Source organism: Nocardioides sp. BP30 (genome assembly GCF_029873215.1).
Taxonomy (GTDB): domain Bacteria; phylum Actinomycetota; class Actinomycetes; order Propionibacteriales; family Nocardioidaceae; genus Nocardioides.
In genome coordinates, this window is sequence record NZ_CP123620.1 from 2,417,020 (window position 1) to 2,435,105 (window position 18,086).

Sequence of the window (18,086 nt, forward strand, 5' to 3'; positions counted from 1 at the left end):
CGGCCCCCGGTCGCGGGAGTTGACCTTCGGAGCGAGCAATCGGGCCGTTCCCGGGAAATGTCGCCCTTCGCCTGATATGAGTCATATCCCTGCCGATGAACGGGGGAACATCCACGAGCCGGAGGTACCGTGACCGAGTCTTCGACGCCGGAGCATCAGCTCCCGGCGCCCGGGTTCGTGCCCAGACCTTTCTGGGCCGATCCGGTCGTGCCGGGAGCTGCCGGGTCCGAGGATGAGGAGGGCGCCGCGCCGTACGGGGGCGCTCCCACCGGTCTGCCGACGTTCGCGGTGCCGAGGCCCAGCCCGCCGGTGCTGGACGGGCCCGACCCCGTCTCCGACGCCGTACTGGAGCAGACGCTCGACCCGCTGGCCGACCAGCGCGATGCGGAGTTCACGGAGGTCGGGTCTGCGGACGACGGGGCGACGCAGGAGGCCGAGAAGCCGGAGAGCACCGAGGATGGTGAGGACGGTGAGGATGACCCCGAGAGAGCCGACGACCCCGACGACCCCGACGACGCTGACGAGTCAGCGGAGGACGGCGGCGCCGGTGCGCTCCGGCGCCGTTTCGAGGAGCTGGTCGAGGAGCGCGAACGTCGTGCTCGCTACGCCCACCACCTGACCCGCCCGGTCTTCACCCCCGCCGAGTCGGCGATGGCGAGCCTGGTGGAGCGTCGCGCGGCGGTCTGGGTGCCCACCATGACCTTCGTCGCCACCGTCGTCAGCGCGATCGCCGCCGTGGTGCTGGCGACCAGGCTGCGCAGCGATCCCACCGATCCGACCGGCAACCAGCTGGTCGTCGTCACCGTCACCGTCTGTCTGCTGGCCGCTGCCTTCGCCACCCTGTTGCGCGCCGAGGTGCACTACGAGCGGCTGCGCCCCCGCGGTCGGGTCGTGCGCCACGACATCGCCGACGCCTACGAGATGGTTCGCGACGCGCCGCGCCGGCTGGTGAACAACGACGCGCCGATCGAGGTGCTGCGCCGGATCGCGGGGCTCCTGCCTGCCGCCGAGCAGCTGGTGGACGCGCTGGCGGCCTACAGCGCGGACGGTGGCACCCGCGTCCGGGCGCACCCGGCCTACGAGCGGATCGTCCGGATGCGGGCCGAGGTGGAGGCGCTCGAGGTGATGCTCGAGGAGCAGGAGAAGAGCGCCGTTCCGGACCCGGTGCACGGAGTGGACACGCCGCTGCCGAAGCCCGAGCACGTGGCCGACTACAACGGACTCGTCGACCTGGCCGAGGCGCTGCTCCCCGACGAGTGAGCCGAGGAGTGAGGTGGCGAGTGAGCGGCGAGTGAGCGGCGAGCCCGGCCGAGGTTTGGCGGCTCGGCCGCGGGGTATCAAGGGGGCAGTGTGCCGACGCACGCTGACCCGACGGGCCCCGTGGCCGTCCGTGTCTCGGGGACGGACGGCTGCGGGCGATCTGACAGGATCGCCTCGTGAACGCGTCGATGGAGATCGTGCCGGCGGACCGCTCCGACGCCTTCCTGCTGCGGATGGACGGCATGGACCAGTCCTACGTGGACCTCGCGGATCCGAGTCGGCTCGTCTTCGACTACGTCCGCCGCATCGGTGACGTCATCGACGCCCACAGCCTGAGCGGCGACCCCCTGCGCGTCCTGCACGTCGGCGGCGCGGGACTCACCCTGCCGCGCTACGTCGCCGCCACCCGCCCCCGGTCGGCGCAGGTGGTGCTGGAGCCGGACGCCGACCTGGTCGATCGGGTCCGTGCGGAGCTGCCGCTGCCTGTGCGCAGCGGGATCAAGGTGCGGATCGTCGACGGCCGCAGCGGTCTGGCAGCTGTTCGCGACGGATCGCAGGACCTGGTGGTGGTGGACGCCTTCGCCGAGGGCAGGATGCCGGCGGACCTGACCACCGCCACCTTCTTCGCCGAGGTCCGACGGGTGCTCGCGCAGGACGGCCGACTGGTGGCCAACCTCGGCGACGCGGCACCGTTCCCGCACGCTCGCCGCGTGATCGCCGGCATCCGACAGTCGTTGCCCGAGCTGGTCGTCACCGCCGAGGCGGCGACGCTGCGCGGTCGACGGCAGGGCAACCTGGTCGTCGTCGCCGGGCACCTGGGCGGCGCCGAGATCGCCGTCGCCCTCGAGGCCGCGGCGGCGCGCGCGGGCGCGCCGTACCGGGTGCTGGACGGGCGTGCGGTCAGCGACACCCTCGGTGGCGGGGTGCCCTTCGTCGACGCGGACGCCGAGTCCGGCCCGGCTCCGGTCAGCGGCCGATAGACTGAGCGCCACCATGGACAGCCACCATCTCCGGCGGAGGTCGCACCCGTGCTGACCTCCGCGCTGCTGCTCGTCCTCGTGCTGCTGCTGGTTGCCGCCTGCGGCTTCTTCGTGGCCGCCGAGTTCGCCCTCGTGACGGTCGATCGTACGACCGTGGACCAGGAGGTGGCGGCCGGTGACGGCACCGCCTCCGGGGTCCAGCAGGCCCTGCGCACGCTCTCCAGCAACCTCTCGGGAGCCCAGCTCGGCATCACCCTGACGAACCTGGCCATCGGCTGGATCGCCGAGCCGGCGGTCTCGGGCCTGATCGGCCCGCCGCTGCGCTCGATCGGGGTGGGCGAGTCGGCGATCGCGCCGATCTCGGTCGTGGTCGGGCTGGTGCTCTCGAGCATCGTCACGATGGTGTTCGGCGAGCTGGTGCCCAAGAACATCGCGCTGGCCCTTCCGATGCGCACCGCGAAGGCGACGCAGGCGCCGCTGCGGGCGTTCGCGAAGCTCAACGCCGGTCCGATCCGGCTGCTCAACGGCACCGCCAACACCCTGGTGCGCCGCTTCGGTGTCGAGCCCCAGGAGGAGCTGCGCTCGGCGCGCAGCTCCAGCGAGCTGACCTCGCTGATCCAGCGTTCGGCCGACGAGGGCACGCTGGACGCCGACACCGCCGAGCTGATGGAGCGCTCGGTCGAGTTCGGCACCCGCACCGCCGGCGAGATCATGACGCCCCGGGTACGCCAGCACAGCCTCGAGGACGGTGACCGTGCGCAGGCAGTGATCGAGCTGGCCAGGCGCACCGGCCACTCCCGCTTCCCGGTGCTCGACGAGCACGAGTCGGTGGTCGGCACCATCCACGTCAAGAACGCTGTCGCGCTGCCCGTGCACGAGCGTGCGACGACCAGGGTCAAGCACCTGATGGCCAAGCCGATCGTGGTGCCGGACTCGCTGCGCCTCGACCCGCTCCTGGCGCTGCTGCGCAAGGAGAGCTTCCAGCTGGCGATCGTGCTCGACGAGTACGGCGACCAGGCCGGCATCGTGACCCTGGAGGACGTGATCGAGGAGATCGTCGGCGACATCGCCGACGAGCACGACACGCTCGGTGCCCGCGCCCGCCTGCGGCGTGACGGGACGTGGTCGCTCTCCGGTCTGCTGCGGCCCGATGAGGTGGAGGACCTGACCGGGGTGGCGCTGCCGGAGGGCGAGGAGTACGACACCGTGGCCGGTCTGGTGCTGCGGCTGCTCGGCCGGATCCCGCTGCGCGGTGACAGCGCCGAGGTGCCGGTGCCCGACCCGAGCGACCCGGACCGACCCGGGCAGCGGACAGCCGTGCTGACGGTGGAGCACATGGACGGGCTGCGGATCGACCGGCTCTCGCTGCGGGTGGTCCCGTGAGCACCCCCCTCGCGCTGCTGCTGGCGCTGGTCCTGCTGCTGCTGAACGCCTTCTTCGTCGCGACCGAGTTCGCGCTGGTCTCCGCCCGCCGCAGCCAGATCGAGCCGCAGGCCATCGAAGGCTCCCGGCTCGCCCGCCGCACGCTGGAGGCGATGGAGGACGTGGCCTCGATGATCGCCGGCATCCAGCTCGGCGTGACCGTGTGCTCGGTGATCCTGGGAGCCGTCGCCGAGCCGGCCGTGAGCCACGTGATCGCGCCGCTCCTGCACGCGGTGCACGTGCCGGAGGGCGCCGTGCACCCGATCGCCTTCGTCGTGGCGCTGGCACTGGTGGCGTTCCTGCACGTCGTGCTCGGGGAGATGGTTCCCAAGAACATCACGCTCGCGCTCCCGGAGCGGGCGGTGCTCGTGCTCGCGCCGATCATGTACGCCCTGGTGCGCCTCCTGCGCCCGCTCATCGTCGTCCTCGACGCGACCGCCCGGGCGGCCCTGCGCCTCGTGCGGGTCGAACCCAAGCACGAGGTGGTCTCCGCCTTCACCCGCGAGGAGGTGGCGGCCATGGTCGAGGAGTCGCGCGGGGAGGGGCTGCTGCAGCAGAACGAGTACGACCGGCTCGCCGGTGCTCTCGGGTTCACCGAGAAGACGGTCGCCGACGTCCTGCTGCCGGTCGGGAGCCTCACGACCGTACGGCGCGGCGCCTCCGGCGCCGACATCGAGGCGCTGTGCGCCGCGACCGGCTTCAGCCGCTTCCCGGTGGAGGACGACCGCGTCGCGAACGGTGCCGGCCCGGAGCTGCTCGGCTACCTGCACATCAAGGACGTGCTGGAGCCCGACGAGGTGCGACGCCAGCGTCCGGTCGAGGACAAGTGGATCCGACCGTTCGCCACCGTCACGCCGACCGATCCGCTGCACGAGGCCCTGGAGACCCTGCAGCGGCGCGGCTCGCACCTGGCCCGAGTGGTCGACCTCGACGGCGTCACGATCGGACTGGCGACACTCGAGGACGTGATCGAGGAGCTGGTCGGAGAGATCCGCGACGCCGCACACGCCGACGAGGTGCCGAGTCTCCAAGAGTGAGCCGGACGGCTCCGGCGCAACTAGGGTGGGCCGCGTGCACGACAGCGCGACCCGCGAGACCAGGACCGATCGCGTCTGGACGATTCCCAACGCGCTCAGCGTCCTGCGACTGATCGGGATCGGCGTCTTCGCCTGGCTGTTGCTGGGCCCGCACCAGGACGGGGCGGCGTTCGCCGTCCTGGTCGCCGCCGGCGTCACCGACTACCTCGACGGCTACCTCGCGCGACGGCTGGGTCAGTACTCCCGGATCGGGGAGCTGCTCGATCCCCTCGCCGACCGGCTCTACATCCTCGTGGTCGTGGTGGGGCTCGCGTTGCGCGACCTGATGCCGTGGTGGGTGGCGGTGCTCCTCCCGCTGCGGGACCTGTTGATCTGGGGGCTGGTGCCGCTGCTGCGCACCCGTGGTGTCCGGGCGTTGCCGGTGCACTTCCTCGGCAAGGCCGCGACGTTCAACCTGCTCTACGCCTTCCCGCTGCTGGTCCTCACCGACGGCGACAGCACGCTGGCGATGCTGTGCCGCGTCCTCGGCTGGGCGTTCACCCTGTGGGGGATCGCGCTGTACTGGTGGGCGGGCATCCTCTACGCCCTGCAGACCCGGCAGCTGCTGCGCAGCATGCCGCCGGTCGGAGCCGTCGGACGATGAGCCAGCCGGAACAGGGACGCCCCGAGGAGCGCCGGACCTGGGACAGCACCGCCCACGGCCCGATGCGGACGCCGGCGCACGGGCCGGTGCACGCCTCCTACTCGCCCTCGCCCGGTGCCGCGAGGGTCGCCGTGCCGCTGCTGGACCTGATCACCCGCCAGTCGTTGGACGAGGACTACCAGCACGTCGCCGAACGGCATCGGCGCGAGACCGGCACCACGTCCGGCACCACGTCCGGCACCACGTCCGGCACCGCGAGCGCGGCTCGCAGTCGCAGCGGCCTGACCATCGCCGCGGTGCTGGTCTTCGGGCTGCTGGTGGCGGTGGCGGCGGTGCAGACCTCGCGCAACGCGTCGGTGGACAACGCCAGCAAGGACCAGCTGATAGCGCGGATCAACACCCGGCGCGCGGCGGTGTCCTCGCAACAGAAGCAGATCGCCGCCCTCCGCGCGACCAACACCCGCCAGGAGGGCAGCTACGGTGATCTCGGCCGCGACCTCGATGCGACGACCAGCACCCAGCAGGCGCTGCTGGCCGCGACCGGCTGGGGGAGCGTCCGCGGCGAGGGGGTGCGGGTGACGGTCGACGACGCACCCTCGGGGGGTACGGCGGGGCAGGTGCGCGACTCCGACCTGGCCGGCCTGGTCAACGGCCTGTGGCAGGCCGGCGCGACAGCCGTCTCGGTCAACGGCCAGCGCGTGACGGCGCTGAGCGCCCTGCGCAACACCGCGACGGTCGTGCGCATCAACGACACCTCGCTGTCCCCGCCGTACACGGTCCTGGCGCTGGGAGACACCAAGAAGCTGGCGGCGAGGTTCGCCGAGACCACCTCGGGGATCCGGCTGCGCAACCTCACCCGCCAGTACGGCATGCCGTTCAGCATGCACAACGAGTCGAACCTGGTCCTGCCCGCCGCGCCGCTCTCCATGTTGGTCCTGCGGCACGCGCGCACCGATCATGGTCCGGTGGAAGACAAGGAGAAGCCGTGATCGCAGCGCTTGGACTGGTCGTCGGGGTCGTGCTCGGACTGATCTTCCGGCCCGACGTACCGGTCGGGCTCGAGCCGTACCTGCCGATCGCCGTGGTCGCGGCGCTGGACGCCGTCTTCGGTGCGCTGCGCGCCTACCTGGACGGCATCTTCGACGACAAGGTGTTCGTGGTCTCGTTCGTGAGCAACGTCGTGATCGCTGCCGGGATCGTGTGGATGGGCGACAAGCTGGGCGTCGGCGGCCAGCTCTCCACCGGTGTGATCGTCGTGCTCGGCATCCGGATCTTCTCCAACGTGGCAGCCATCCGCAGGCACCTGTTCCATGCCTGAGCCGACAGCGCCGCAGGACAGCACCGGGCACGACACCGGGCACGACACCGGGCACGACACCGGGACGAGCGGCCGGCAGCGACTGCTCGACGCGCTCACCCACGCCCGTCGAGGCCAGGTCGTGGTGGCGGTGCTGCTCGCCGTGGTCGGCTTCGGTGCGGTGACCCAGGTGAACAGCAACGACCACGACTCGACCTACGCGGGCTACCGCGAGCAGGACCTGATCGACGTGCTCAACGGCCTGGCCGGCACGAGCCAGCGAGCCCAGTCCGAGCTGAGCCGGCTGCAGCAGACCCGCGCCAAGCTCAGCTCCGCCACGGAGAAGCGCCAGGCCGCGCTCGACCAGGCGCAGAGCCAGGTCGACACGCTCAAGATCCTGGCCGGCCAGGTGCCGGTGACCGGTCCGGGCATCCAGGTCACCATCGAGGAGACCACCGACCACGTCAACGTGGACGACTTCCTCGACCTCGTCGAGGAGCTCCGATCGGCGGGGGCCGAGGCGCTGCAGGTCAACGGCAAGGTCCGGCTGATCGCGTCCTCCTCCTTCGAGCAGGGTGCGGACGGCCTGTACGTCGACCACCAGCTGCTGACCCCGCCGTACACGATCGACGCCATCGGCGAGCCCGCGACGCTCGCCGGGGCGGTGACCTTCGCCCGGGGGCCGGAGGACGAGTTCGCCGAGGACGGGGCCACCGTGAAGGTGAGCCAGCAGACCACCCTGGACATCACGGCGGTCCGCAAGACGCAGTAGGGTTCCGGACAGCACCGATGCCCGACACCGACCTCAGGAGAGCACGCCGTGGCGCTGTACCCGCAGGACCTGAAGTACACCAGTGAGCACGAGTGGGTCCGCACGCCGGGCGAGCACGACGGATCGGTGCGCATCGGCATCACCGACTTCGCCCAGGACGCCCTCGGCGACATCGTCTACGTCTCCCTTCCGGAGGTCGGCGCCACCGTCAGCGCCGGCGCCACCTGCGGCGAGCTGGAGTCCACCAAGTCGGTCAGCGACGTCTACGCGCCCATCTCCGGCGAGGTCGTCGCGGTCAACGCGGGCCTGGACGCCACCCCCGAGCTCGTCAACGACGATCCCTACGGCGGCGGCTGGCTCTTCGAGGTCGTGCCCGCGACCCCCGACGAGGTCGAGGGCCTGCTGGATGCCGCCGGCTACGAGGCGACGCTGCAGGCCTGACGGGCACCGGCCTACCTGATAGGTTCGAGTACGTCCCACCCTCACCGTCCGGTTGAGGGTCAGACGAGGAGGAATGCCCGATGACCTGCCCCGCCTGCGGGAACCAGAACCCCGCCGACGCGCGGTTCTGCTCCCAGTGCGGTACGGCGCTGGCCGCGCCCGCGGCCCCGTCGGACAGCACCGCGACCATCCAGATCGGCGATGCCCGCTCCGACACCTCGGAGCGGGTCCTCAACCCGGTCGACGCCGCCGCCGTGGACGGCCTGCCTCCGGGCAGCGCCCTGCTGGTCGTCCAGCGGGGCCCCGGGTCGGGCAGCCGGTTCCTGCTGGACAAGGACACCGTCTACGCCGGCCGGCACCCGGACAGCGACATCTTCCTCGACGACGTCACCGTCTCGCGCCGGCACGCCGAGTTCGACCGCTCGGGTGAGAGCTTCACCGTCGCGGACGTGGGCAGTCTCAACGGCACCTACGTGAACCGCGACCGGATCGACAAGGTCGTGCTCAACGACGGCGACGAGGTCCAGATCGGCAAGTACCGGCTGGTCTACTACGCCGGGCACGCCGAGGCCTGAGGTCCGTGGCAGCAGAACACCAGGTCGCCCCGGAGTCCGGTGAGAGGGGCGAGCTGCTCAACATCGGGCAGGTGCTCGACCTGCTCCGGGAGGACTTCCCGGGGCTGATCAGCATCCCCAAGATCCGGCTCCTGGAGCAGGACGGGCTGATCGCGCCGCACCGCACCGCCAGCGGCTACCGGAAGTTCTCCCACCGCGACGTGGAGCGGATCCGCTACGTGCTGCGGATGCAGCGCGACCACTACCTGCCCAAGAAGGTCATCGCGGAGCATCTGGATGCGATCGATCGCGGTCTCGAGCCGCCGGAGCCGGGTCCGGTCGTGCCGACGGTGCCCACCGTCGCCCTCTCCTCGGACGGCATCCCCAGCCCGGACTCGTTCCGCCGTACGGACAACCTCCGACTCTCGCGCAAGGAGCTGGTCAAGATCGCCGAGGTCAGCGATGAGCTGCTGCGTGAGCTCGAGGACGCCCGGCTGATCGCCGCCGTACGGGGCTACTACGACACGGACGCGCTGGTGATCGCGCAGACCGCCAAGGAGCTGGCCGCGTTCGGCATCGAGCCGCGCCACCTGCGCGGGATGAAGGCCGCGGCGGACCGCGAGGTCGGCCTGGTCCAGCAGATCGTCGCACCCCAGCTGCGGACCAACGACCCTGCCGCTCGAGCCCGCGCCGCGGAGACGGCGGCGGAGGTCGCGGCGCTGTCGGTGCGGTTGCACGCCACGCTGGTCAAGGCCGGTCTCAAGCAGCCCTAGCGGTGCCCTGGCCCGCCGTGGCGCTCGGAGTAGGGTGGAGGGCGTGCGCGAGGTAGACGTCCTGGGTGTCCGAGTCGAGATGCCCTCCAACCAGCCGCTGGTCCTCCTGCGGGAAGTGACCGGCGAGCGCTACCTGCCGATCTGGATCGGTGCGGTGGAGGCGACGGCGATCGCCTTCGCGCAACAGGGCGTGGTGCCGCCACGGCCGCTGACCCACGATCTGCTCAAGGACATCCTCGAGGCGACCGGGAACGAGCTCGCGGAGGTGCAGATCGTCGATGTGAAGGACGGCGTGTTCTTCGCCAACCTGGTCTTCGCCTCCGGGGTGGAGGTGTCGGCCCGGCCGTCGGACTCGATCGCGATCGCGCTGCGGACCGGTGCTCGGGTCGTCTGCGCGGACGAGGTGCTCGCCGAGGCCGGTGTCGCCGTACCTGCTGAGCAGGAGGACGAGGTCGAGCGGTTCCGTGAGTTCCTCGACCAGGTCACGCCGGAGGACTTCGAATCGCTGTGAGCCTCGGCGCGGGGTGGGCGGTAACTCTGAACCTCAACTTGAGGTTGAGGGTTGCGACACGCCGAAAGCATCTTTGACCCCGGCCCGTCGCGGTCCTACCTTGAACTGTCTCCGGTGTAACTCCACCGCTGTGGTCCACAGATCGCCGCGGCTTCCCCGATCGGGTTACGCTGAACCGGAGTAGACCACGGAGGATCGCGTGAACGAGCACGAACGGGAGCCCGGCCTCGGCGCCGAGGTATCCCTCGCGGCCGAGCAGGCCGAGGAGCAGGGGCTGCTCTTCAGCGACGACGTCTCGCCACTGCCGAGCGATCAGGGCTACCGCGGTCCGACCGCGTGCAATGCCGCCGGCATCACCTACCGACAGCTCGACTACTGGGCCCGCACCGGCCTCATCGAGCCGAGCATCCGCGGCGCCAGCGGGTCCGGCTCGCAGCGGCTCTACTCCTTCCGCGACATCTTGATCCTCAAGGTCATCAAGCGACTGCTCGACGCGGGCATCTCGCTGCAGCAGATCCGCACCGCCGTGACGCACCTGCGCGAGCGCGGCACCGACGACCTCACCCGCGTGACGCTGATGAGCGACGGCGCCTCGGTCTACGAGTGCACCAGCAACGACGAGGTCATCGACCTGCTCCAGGGCGGTCAGGGCGTCTTCGGCATCGCGATCGGCGGCGTGTGGCGCGAGATCGAGGGCAGTCTCTCCGAGCTGCCGAGCGAGCGTGCCGGCGCCGAGGAGGCCGCGCCGGTCGCGGGCGACGAGCTCGCCGCGCGCCGCGCCGCCCGTTCGGCTGTCTGATCTCGTACTCCGGCCCCGGGACGTCGATTGACGGACCGGGGCCGGAGTACGTCTATCCTGGGAGGGCCGACACCCGCGTGGGAGAGCTCGATCGCGAGCGCCGAAGGGGCAATTCCTCCCCGGAACCTCTCAGGCACCAGGACCACGGGGGCTGGCGACTCTGAAGTGTCACCCGACCGCAGCGACGCGGGCGACGTGCTGTGACAGAGGGGGAGGACGACCTGACCCGTGCGTCCCCGAGGAGCCCTCGTGTCCGACCGCCCCACCCTTTCCGAGCTCGACTCCAGCGCCCCCTTCGTGCAGCGCCACATCGGGCTCTCCGACGACGATGCGGCGGCGATGCTCGACCGGCTCGGCTTCGGCTCGCTCGACGCACTCATGGACGCAGCGGTTCCCGGCGGCATCCGCAACACCGACACCCTCGACCTGCCGACGGCCCTGAGCGAGCCCCAGGTGGCGGCGCTCGCGCGTGAGCTCGCGGCGAGCAACCGGCCCGGCGAGACGATGATCGGTCTCGGCTACCACGGCACGATCACGCCCGCGGTGATCCGCCGCAACGTGCTCGAGGACCCGAGCTGGTACACCGCGTACACGCCCTACCAGCCGGAGATCTCCCAGGGCAGGCTCGAGGCGCTCATCAACTTCCAGACCCTGGTCGGCGATCTGACCGGGCTGCCCACCGCGAACGCCTCGCTGCTCGACGAGGGCACCGCGGCCGCGGAGGCGATGACGCTGGTACGTCGCGCCCAGCGCAAGGCGTCCGGGCCGTTCGTCGTCGACGCCGACGCGCTGCCGCAGACCATCGAGGTGGTCCGCACCCGCGCCGAGGCGATGGGCATCGAGGTGGTCGTGGCCGACCTGAGCGCCGGCCTGCCCGACGGCGAGCTCTCGGGCGTGCTGATCCAGTACCCCGGCGCGTCCGGGGCCGTGATCGACCCCCGCGCCCTCATCGCGACGGCACACGAGCGCAACGCCCTGGCAGTGGTGGCGGCGGACCTGCTGGCGCTCACGCTGCTAGAGGCGCCCGGCGTGCTCGGCGCGGACGTGGTGATCGGCTCCTCCCAGCGCTTCGGCGTACCGCTGTTCTACGGCGGGCCGCATGCGGGCTACATGGCCGTCTCGGCCGGCCTCGAGCGGCACATGCCGGGCCGGCTCGTCGGTGTCTCGATCGACGCGGAGGGGCGGCCCGCCTACCGGCTGGCGCTGCAGACCCGCGAGCAGCACATCCGGCGTGACAAGGCCACCTCCAACATCTGCACGGCGCAGGTCCTGCTCGCGGTCACCGCCTCGATGTACGCGGTCTACCACGGGCCGCAGGGGCTGGCCCAGATCGCCACCCGCACCCACCGCTACGCCGCGGTCCTGGCCGCAGGGCTTCGGACCGCCGGCTACGAGCTGAGCAGCGAGTCGTTCTTCGACACCCTGACGGTGAAGGCGCCGGGCGCCGCGGCGGCGATCGTCGCCAAGGCGCGGGACCTGGGCATCCACCTGCGCCACGTCGATGCCGACACCGTCGGGCTCTCCACCTCGGAGACCACTACCCGCTCGACGCTGAGCAGCGTGTTCAGCGCCTTCGGCGTCAGCGCCGACATCGACGAGCTGGACCGCACCACGGCCGACGCTCTGCCCGCCGGTCTGGAGCGGACCACGCCGTACCTGACCCATGAGGTGTTCTCGGCGCACCACAGCGAGACCCAGATGCTGCGCTACCTCGCCAAGCTGTCGGCTCGTGACTACGCGCTCGACCGCGGGATGATCCCGCTCGGCTCGTGCACGATGAAGCTGAACGCCACCACCGAGATGGAGCCGATCTCGCTGCCCGGCTTCGCCGATCTGCACCCGTTCGTGCCGGCCGAGGACGCCGCCGGGTACGCGCGCCTGGTCGCCGAGCTGGAGGGATGGCTCGAGGAGGTGACCGGCTACGACCGGGTCTCGATCCAGCCCAACGCCGGCTCCCAGGGCGAGCTCGCCGGCCTCCTGGCGATCCGCGGCTACCACCGCGCCCACGGCCAGGAGCAGCGCGACGTCTGCCTGCTGCCCGGCTCCGCACACGGCACCAACGCCGCCTCCGCGGTGATGGCGGGCATGCGCGTGGTGGTGGTCAAGTCGGCCGAGGACGGCACGGTGGACCTCGATGACCTGCGTGCTCAGTGCGAGGCGCACTCCGAGGATCTCGCCGCGATCATGGTCACCTACCCCTCGACGCACGGCGTCTACGAGGAGGGCATCACCGAGCTGTGCGACATCGTGCACAGCCACGGCGGGCAGGTCTACATCGACGGCGCTAACTTCAACGCGCTGCTGGGCTATGCCAAGCCCGGCGAGTTCGGCGGCGACGTATCGCACCTCAACCTGCACAAGACCTTCTGCATCCCGCACGGCGGCGGCGGCCCGGGGGTGGGGCCGGTGGCGGTCCGTGCCCACCTGGCGCCGTACCTGCCCTCGCACGGCCTGCACCCCGAGGAGGCCAAGCGCTCCGGCATCGGCCCGATCTCCGCGGCGCCGTACGGTTCGGCGGGGATCCTGCCGATCTCGTGGGCCTACATCCGGCTGATGGGCGGTGCCGGGCTGACCCGGGCGACCGCCATGGCGGTGCTCTCGGCCAACTACGTCGCGGCGCGGCTCGGGGAGCACTACCCGGTGCTCTACCGGGGCGAGTCCGGTCTGGTCGCGCACGAGTGCATCCTCGACCTGCGCGAGCTCACCAAGTCCACCGGCGTGAGTGTCGAGGACGTCGCCAAGCGGCTCATCGACTACGGCTTCCACGCCCCGACGATGTCGTTCCCGGTGGCCGGCACCCTGATGGTCGAGCCGACCGAGTCCGAGGACCTGGCCGAGCTCGACCGGTTCGTCGAGGCGATGATCGCGATCCGCGGCGAGATCGACCGGGTGGCCTCGGGGGAGTGGACGGCCGAGAACAGCGTGCTGCGCGGTGCTCCGCACACCTCGCGGGCGCTGGTCGGGGACTGGGACCGGGCCTACACCCGTGAGGAGGCTGTCTTCCCGCAGGGCATCGCCGGCCCCAACGGCGCGGCCGATAAGTACTGGCCGCCGGTGGCGCGGATCGACAACGCGTACGGCGACCGCAACCTGGTGTGCGCCTGCCCGCCGCTGGAGGCGTTCGCCGAGTAGTCGACCCGTCACTTGATGACACTCGAGAGGTCGCCGGGTGACGTGGGTCTGGCGCTGTGCGTCCTCGCCGACCCGGGCACGCCGACCCAGGCACACGGTCCTGGGCGGCGCAGCGGGCTGCAGCGTCCGGGAGCTCGCGCTGTGCGTACTGGCCTCGGGCGAGGTGCCCGTGCCGAGCGGGCCCGGTGGCTGTCATTGACGCCACCGGGCCCGATCTCGGCACCGGGGCCGTGACGGCGGCGCGCGGTGGACACTCGGCCCGCCGAAGGTGACCTCTCGACCCGCCGAAAGTGACGGGTCGGCTCAGTGGGTGAGCGTGGAGCCGGTGCGGGACTTGGTCACCCGGAGCTGGGTCGGGATCCGGTCGCGCAGCTCGGCGACATGGCTGACCACCCCGACCACGCGGCCGCCGTCGCGCAGGCCGTCGAGGACGGCCATGACGTCGTCGAGGGTGTCGGCGTCCAGGGAGCCGAAGCCCTCGTCGACGAACAGCGTGTCGAGCATGGCGCCACCCGCCTCCTGCGCGATCACGTCGGCCAGACCCAGCGCGAGGGCCAGCGAGACGACGAACGTCTCCCCGCCCGACAGCGTCGCCGGGTCGCGGGTCTCGCCCGACCAGTCGTCGCGCACCAGGAGGGCCAGGCCGCCGCGGCGATCGCCGGCGCCCCGGGCGGCGGTGTGCTCCAGCTGGTAGCGCTGGTCGCTCATCGAGGAGAGCCGCTCGTTGGCGGCGGCCACGACCTGGGTGAGCCGGTAGGCGACGACGTAGGCGGACAGCGACATCTGGAGACGGTTGTCGGCACTCTTGCCCTCGGCGAAGGACGCCAACCGGGTGGCGGTCTCGAGCGCGCCGCGCAGCGGCGCCCAGGCCGCGAGGCCGGCGTCGAGCTCGTCGCGCAGCTCTGCGAGCCGGCCCAGGGTGGCGGTGCCGTGGGCCACCGCGGCCTGGGCGCTGCCCAGCGTGGCCAGAGCTGTCTCGTGCGCGCTGGCCAGCGCTGTCAGGTCGGGCGTCGGGCGCTGGGCGAGGTCGTCGGCACCCGGCTCGGCCAGGACCGCCGTCACGACGGCCAGGCGCCGCTCGTGGTGCTTGAGCCGGGCGGTCAGATGCTCGACCTCCTGGACCGCCAGCTCGGCGGCGAGCACCGCTGCCACGTCGTCGAAGCCCGCCTCGTCCACCGCGTGCGCGAGTGCCTCCTCGGCCTCGCGGCGCGCGTCGGCGGCGCGGTCGCGTGCCTCCAGCGCCCGGACCAGCTCCGCACCGGCACGGGCGGCCTGCTCCCGGCGGGCGACGAGCTCGGCGACCGATGCGACCGGCTGGCTGTGCTCGTGGTGGTCGGCGACAGCTGTCTCGGCGAGGGCCGCTGCCAGGGTCTCCTGCAGGAGGGCGTGCTCGCGGGCGAGCGCTGCCTGCGCGGCCTCGGCGGCGGCCGCCTGCGCGCCGGCCTCGGTCAGCCTGGCCGCGTCGGCCGTCGCGGCACGATCGGCGTCGGCGAGCTCGCGCTCCAGCGCCGTCGCTGTCGCGGCCAGCGCCTGCGCCTCTGCGAGCTCGGCGGCGACGCCGTCGCGCTCCGCCGCTGGGCCTGCCTGGTCCCGGGCGAGGCTGAGCCGGGTCTCGAGGTCGCGTGCCTCCACATCGCGCAGGTGCTCGACGGCGCTCGCGTCGTCAGCGGCCCGATGGGCCGCCTTCTCGGCCTCGGCATCGGGGGCGTCGGCGGACGGTGCTGCCTTCTCGGGATGCTCCGCCGAACCGCACACTGGGCAGCAGGCACCGACCGCGAGTGCCCCGGCGAGCTCGGCGGCCATGCTGTCCAACCGGGCGGCGCGTACGTCGAGGGCGCGCCCGCGCAGCACCTGCGCCTGCTCGCGTGCGACGGCATGCGCCTCCTTCGCCTGCGCGAGCGCGACAGCGAGCCGGTCCACCTCGGCATAGGCCCGGGCCCGCCCGGAGAGCGCCTCGACGACCATCGCTGCAGCGCGGGCTGCCTCCAGGGCGGTGCGCAGGGCGTCGAGGCGGGCCGGCGCCGCCTGCGTCCGGGCGGTGAGGGTGGCCAGCTCCGCATCCCACCGGGTGCGGTCGGAGGTGAGCGCGGCCAGCTCGCCGGCGACCGCATCGCGTCGCGCCTCCTGGGGCAGCAGTGCGTGGGCCGCGTCGACCTGGCGGATCCGCTCCCGCTGGGCGGCCTGCACCTCCGCGAGCACAGCATCGGAGCGCGCAGCGGCCAGGGCCGTCTCGTGCTGGGCACGCGCTCGCTCGGCGAGCCGGCGCACCGGCGTCACGGTCGCAGCGCGCCGGGCGACCTCGAGCCGCCGGGCCGCCGTCTCGATCTCGTCCGCCTCGGCGACGAGCTCGGCGTGCTCGCGGGCAGCGGCGTCGTGTCGTCGGCGGCGCTCGACGAAGGAGCGTGCCTCCTCCACCTGCTCGCGCGCGATCGCCTCGGCGCCGACAGCATCGGCTGCGGCGGTGCACGCTTCGAGGTGATCCTGGTGCAGTCGCATCTCCAGGTTGTCGACCCAGCCGACCAGGGCGCCGTCGCCGGCCGGCAGCGTGAGGTCGGCGAGCTCCCAGTCGTCGGGCAGCGCCGATTCGGTCGCCTCGCTGATCCGGCTCACGGCGTCGGCCACCCGCTGGTTGAGCCCCTCGCTGCGTCGTCGCAGGTCGAGCCGGTGCTCGCGCAGCCAGCGCTCGACGTCGTGGAACCGCTCGGTGCGGAAGAGCCGCTGGAGCAGCTCCTTGCGCTCCTCGGAACGGGCACGCAGGAAGGACTGGAACCGGCCCTGCGGGAGCAGGGCGACCTGGGTGAACTGGGTGAGCGTCATGCCCAGCAGGTCGGTGATCAGGTGGCCGGCCTCGTCGAGCCGGGTGGTCTGGGTGGTCCATGCACCGGCGCGCTGCTCCTGCACCACGACCGACGCCTGCTCGGTGGTCGAGCCGGTGCCGCGCTTCTTGGGCCGGTCCCAGGCGGGGGAGCGGCCGATCCGGAAGCGCCGCCCCGCCAGGGTCGCCTCCAGCACCACGCGCGGTGCCACGCCGGGCGCGGCCTGGTCGCAGCGCAGCCGCTTCGCCGTCGCACGGTCACCGGGAACATCGCCGTACAGCGCGAAGCAGATCGCATCGAGCACGCTGGTCTTGCCCGCACCTGTCGGCCCCGAGAGCAGGAAGAGCCCGGCCGCCGACAACCGGTCGAGGTCGATGGTGACGGTGTCGGCGAAGGGCCCGAAGGCGGTGATCTCCAGCTGGTGCAGCCGCATCAGAACAGCACCTCCGACCACTCCTCGTCGACGGGGGCGCCGGCACCGACGAGCATGTCGACATCGGTGTCCTCGCAGCAGGCGTCGACGGCCCGCCCGAGCAGGGCGAGCTCGTCGGGAGATGCCGGGGCACCGCGTAGCTCGGCGACGAAGTCGGCGACGAGGTCGCGGTCGCGCCGGGACGGACCGTGGGCCTGAGGCAGCGCCCCGAGGACCGGCACGGTCGACTCGAAGCCGAGCAGCAGGGTGTGCGGGAAGCGCCGGCGCAACCGGTCCATGGCCTGGTGCGGTCGCACCGCGTCGGTCAGCGTGACCTGCACCCACGAGCCCTCGTGGCAGGACAGTGCCGGGTCGCCGAGCAGCGTCTCCAGGTCACCGCGCAGCGTCGCCAGCGGCCGGGGGACCGGAGCGTCGAGGAACTCTGCGCGCGTCACGCCCTCGGGACCGAGGTCGACCAGCCAGGAGCCCTTGCGCTGGCTCGCCTCGGAGAAGGAGTAGGCGAGCGGCGAGCCGCTGTAGCGGATCGTCTCGGCGAGCGTGTGTCGGCCGTGCAGGTGTCCGAGGGCCGCATAGGAGACCCCGTCGAAGACCGACGTCGGGACGATCGAGACCCCGCCGACCGAGATGTCGCGCTCGGAGTCGCTCGACCGGACCTCGTCCTCGGCACGACCGGCCACGAAGGCGTGCGCCAGCACCACCGAGCGCGCGCCGCGGCGTCGGGCCAGGTCGTCGCGGACCCGCCTCATCGCCTCGCCGAGCGCAGCGGCATGCGAGCGCGCCGGGAGCTGCCAGGGCTCGCGGACGGTGTCGGGATCGAGGTAGGGGATGCCGTAGACGGCCACCGGCCCGTGCTCGTCCTCGAGCAGGATCGGCGTGGCCGCCCGGGAGGCGTCGGTGCGGATGAAGACGCCGGCGGCGTCGATCAGCTCCGAGCCGAAGCCCAGCCGGTGGGCCGAGTCGTGGTTGCCGCTGGTCAGGACCACCCTGGCGCGCGACGCGGCGAGCCGCGCCAGCGCCTCCGAGGCCAGCCGGACCGCATCGACCTGCGGTAGCGCCCGGTCGTAGATGTCGCCGGCGACGACGACCAGATCCACCCGCTCACGCTCCACCACCTCCAGGAGGTGGTCGACGAAGACGCCCTGGTGGGTGAGCATGCCCTCCCGGTGGAAGGACCTCCCCAGGTGCCAGTCGGAGGTGTGCAGCATCCGCATGGCAA

At 72.2% G+C, this 18,086-nt stretch carries 16 protein-coding genes and 1 riboswitch; of the genes, 14 read left to right on the plus strand and 2 right to left on the minus strand.

Features of this window, described 5'->3' with window-relative positions; all coding sequences use genetic code 11:
• The first annotated feature begins 129 nt into the window (after positions 1 to 129).
• The 14 genes from P5P86_RS11425 (at position 130) to gcvP (ending at position 13,621) form a co-directional block, all read left to right on the plus strand.
• Positions 130 to 1,260, plus strand: coding sequence for a hypothetical protein (locus tag P5P86_RS11425; protein ID WP_280607556.1), 1,131 nt, complete (start codon positions 130 to 132; stop codon positions 1,258 to 1,260).
• 176 nt (positions 1,261 to 1,436) lie between these two features.
• Positions 1,437 to 2,240, plus strand: a complete 804-nt coding sequence (locus P5P86_RS11430) for a spermidine synthase (protein WP_280607557.1) — start codon at positions 1,437 to 1,439, stop codon at positions 2,238 to 2,240.
• A 48-nt stretch (positions 2,241 to 2,288) separates the two neighbouring features.
• On the plus strand, positions 2,289 to 3,623 hold the full coding sequence (locus P5P86_RS11435; RefSeq protein WP_280607558.1) for a hemolysin family protein: 1,335 nt from the start codon (positions 2,289 to 2,291) through the stop codon (positions 3,621 to 3,623).
• Entirely contained in the window at positions 3,620 to 4,699 is a 1,080-nt protein-coding gene (locus tag P5P86_RS11440; RefSeq protein WP_280607559.1) for a hemolysin family protein, read from the plus strand. The genes P5P86_RS11435 and P5P86_RS11440 overlap by 4 nt, the downstream gene beginning before the upstream one ends.
• 34 nt (positions 4,700 to 4,733) lie before the next feature.
• Positions 4,734 to 5,342 carry a cardiolipin synthase ClsA gene (gene clsA, locus P5P86_RS11445; RefSeq protein ID WP_280607560.1) on the plus strand — a complete coding sequence of 203 codons (609 nt, stop codon included), beginning with the start codon at positions 4,734 to 4,736 and terminating at the stop codon, positions 5,340 to 5,342.
• The gene (locus P5P86_RS11450; RefSeq protein ID WP_280607561.1) at positions 5,339 to 6,331 is read left to right on the plus strand and encodes a DUF881 domain-containing protein; all 993 of its coding nucleotides are present in this window, start codon (positions 5,339 to 5,341) and stop codon (positions 6,329 to 6,331) included. The genes clsA and P5P86_RS11450 overlap by 4 nt, the downstream gene beginning before the upstream one ends.
• On the plus strand, positions 6,328 to 6,660 hold the full coding sequence (locus P5P86_RS11455; protein WP_280607562.1) for a small basic family protein: 333 nt from the start codon (positions 6,328 to 6,330) through the stop codon (positions 6,658 to 6,660). The genes P5P86_RS11450 and P5P86_RS11455 overlap by 4 nt, the downstream gene beginning before the upstream one ends.
• Complete coding sequence (locus tag P5P86_RS11460; protein ID WP_280607563.1) at positions 6,653 to 7,411, plus strand: DUF881 domain-containing protein; 759 nt, start codon at positions 6,653 to 6,655, stop codon at positions 7,409 to 7,411. The genes P5P86_RS11455 and P5P86_RS11460 overlap by 8 nt, the downstream gene beginning before the upstream one ends.
• Positions 7,412 to 7,465: 54 nt before the next feature.
• Positions 7,466 to 7,852, plus strand: a complete 387-nt coding sequence (gene gcvH / locus P5P86_RS11465; RefSeq protein ID WP_348537919.1) for a glycine cleavage system protein GcvH — start codon at positions 7,466 to 7,468, stop codon at positions 7,850 to 7,852.
• Between the two features lie 80 nt (positions 7,853 to 7,932).
• A complete protein-coding gene (locus P5P86_RS11470) occupies positions 7,933 to 8,427 on the plus strand; it encodes a double zinc ribbon and FHA domain-containing protein (RefSeq protein WP_280607565.1) in 495 nt (164 codons plus the stop codon).
• A 5-nt stretch (positions 8,428 to 8,432) separates the two neighbouring features.
• The gene (gene ftsR / locus P5P86_RS11475; protein WP_280607566.1) at positions 8,433 to 9,179 is read left to right on the plus strand and encodes a transcriptional regulator FtsR; all 747 of its coding nucleotides are present in this window, start codon (positions 8,433 to 8,435) and stop codon (positions 9,177 to 9,179) included.
• A gap of 43 nt (positions 9,180 to 9,222) precedes the next feature.
• Complete coding sequence (locus P5P86_RS11480) at positions 9,223 to 9,690, plus strand: bifunctional nuclease family protein (RefSeq protein ID WP_280607567.1); 468 nt, start codon at positions 9,223 to 9,225, stop codon at positions 9,688 to 9,690.
• Between the two features lie 199 nt (positions 9,691 to 9,889).
• Entirely contained in the window at positions 9,890 to 10,489 is a 600-nt protein-coding gene (locus P5P86_RS11485; protein ID WP_280607568.1) for a MerR family transcriptional regulator, read from the plus strand.
• Between the two features lie 68 nt (positions 10,490 to 10,557).
• Positions 10,558 to 10,644, plus strand: a riboswitch (glycine riboswitch).
• Between the two features lie 94 nt (positions 10,645 to 10,738).
• Positions 10,739 to 13,621 carry an aminomethyl-transferring glycine dehydrogenase gene (gene gcvP, locus P5P86_RS11490; protein WP_280607569.1) on the plus strand — a complete coding sequence of 961 codons (2,883 nt, stop codon included), beginning with the start codon at positions 10,739 to 10,741 and terminating at the stop codon, positions 13,619 to 13,621.
• 303 nt (positions 13,622 to 13,924) lie between these two features.
• Here the strand turns inward: gcvP and P5P86_RS11495 are convergent, their stop codons facing one another.
• Together P5P86_RS11495 and P5P86_RS11500 are read right to left on the minus strand one after the other, a co-directional pair.
• The gene (locus P5P86_RS11495; RefSeq protein WP_280607570.1) at positions 13,925 to 16,870 is read right to left on the minus strand and encodes an AAA family ATPase; all 2,946 of its coding nucleotides are present in this window, start codon (positions 16,868 to 16,870) and stop codon (positions 13,925 to 13,927) included.
• Positions 16,870 to 18,081, minus strand: coding sequence for an exonuclease SbcCD subunit D (locus P5P86_RS11500; RefSeq protein WP_280607571.1), 1,212 nt, complete (start codon positions 18,079 to 18,081; stop codon positions 16,870 to 16,872). Before P5P86_RS11500 ends, P5P86_RS11495 begins: the two co-directional genes overlap by 1 nt.
• Between the last annotated feature and the right edge of the window lie 5 nt (positions 18,082 to 18,086).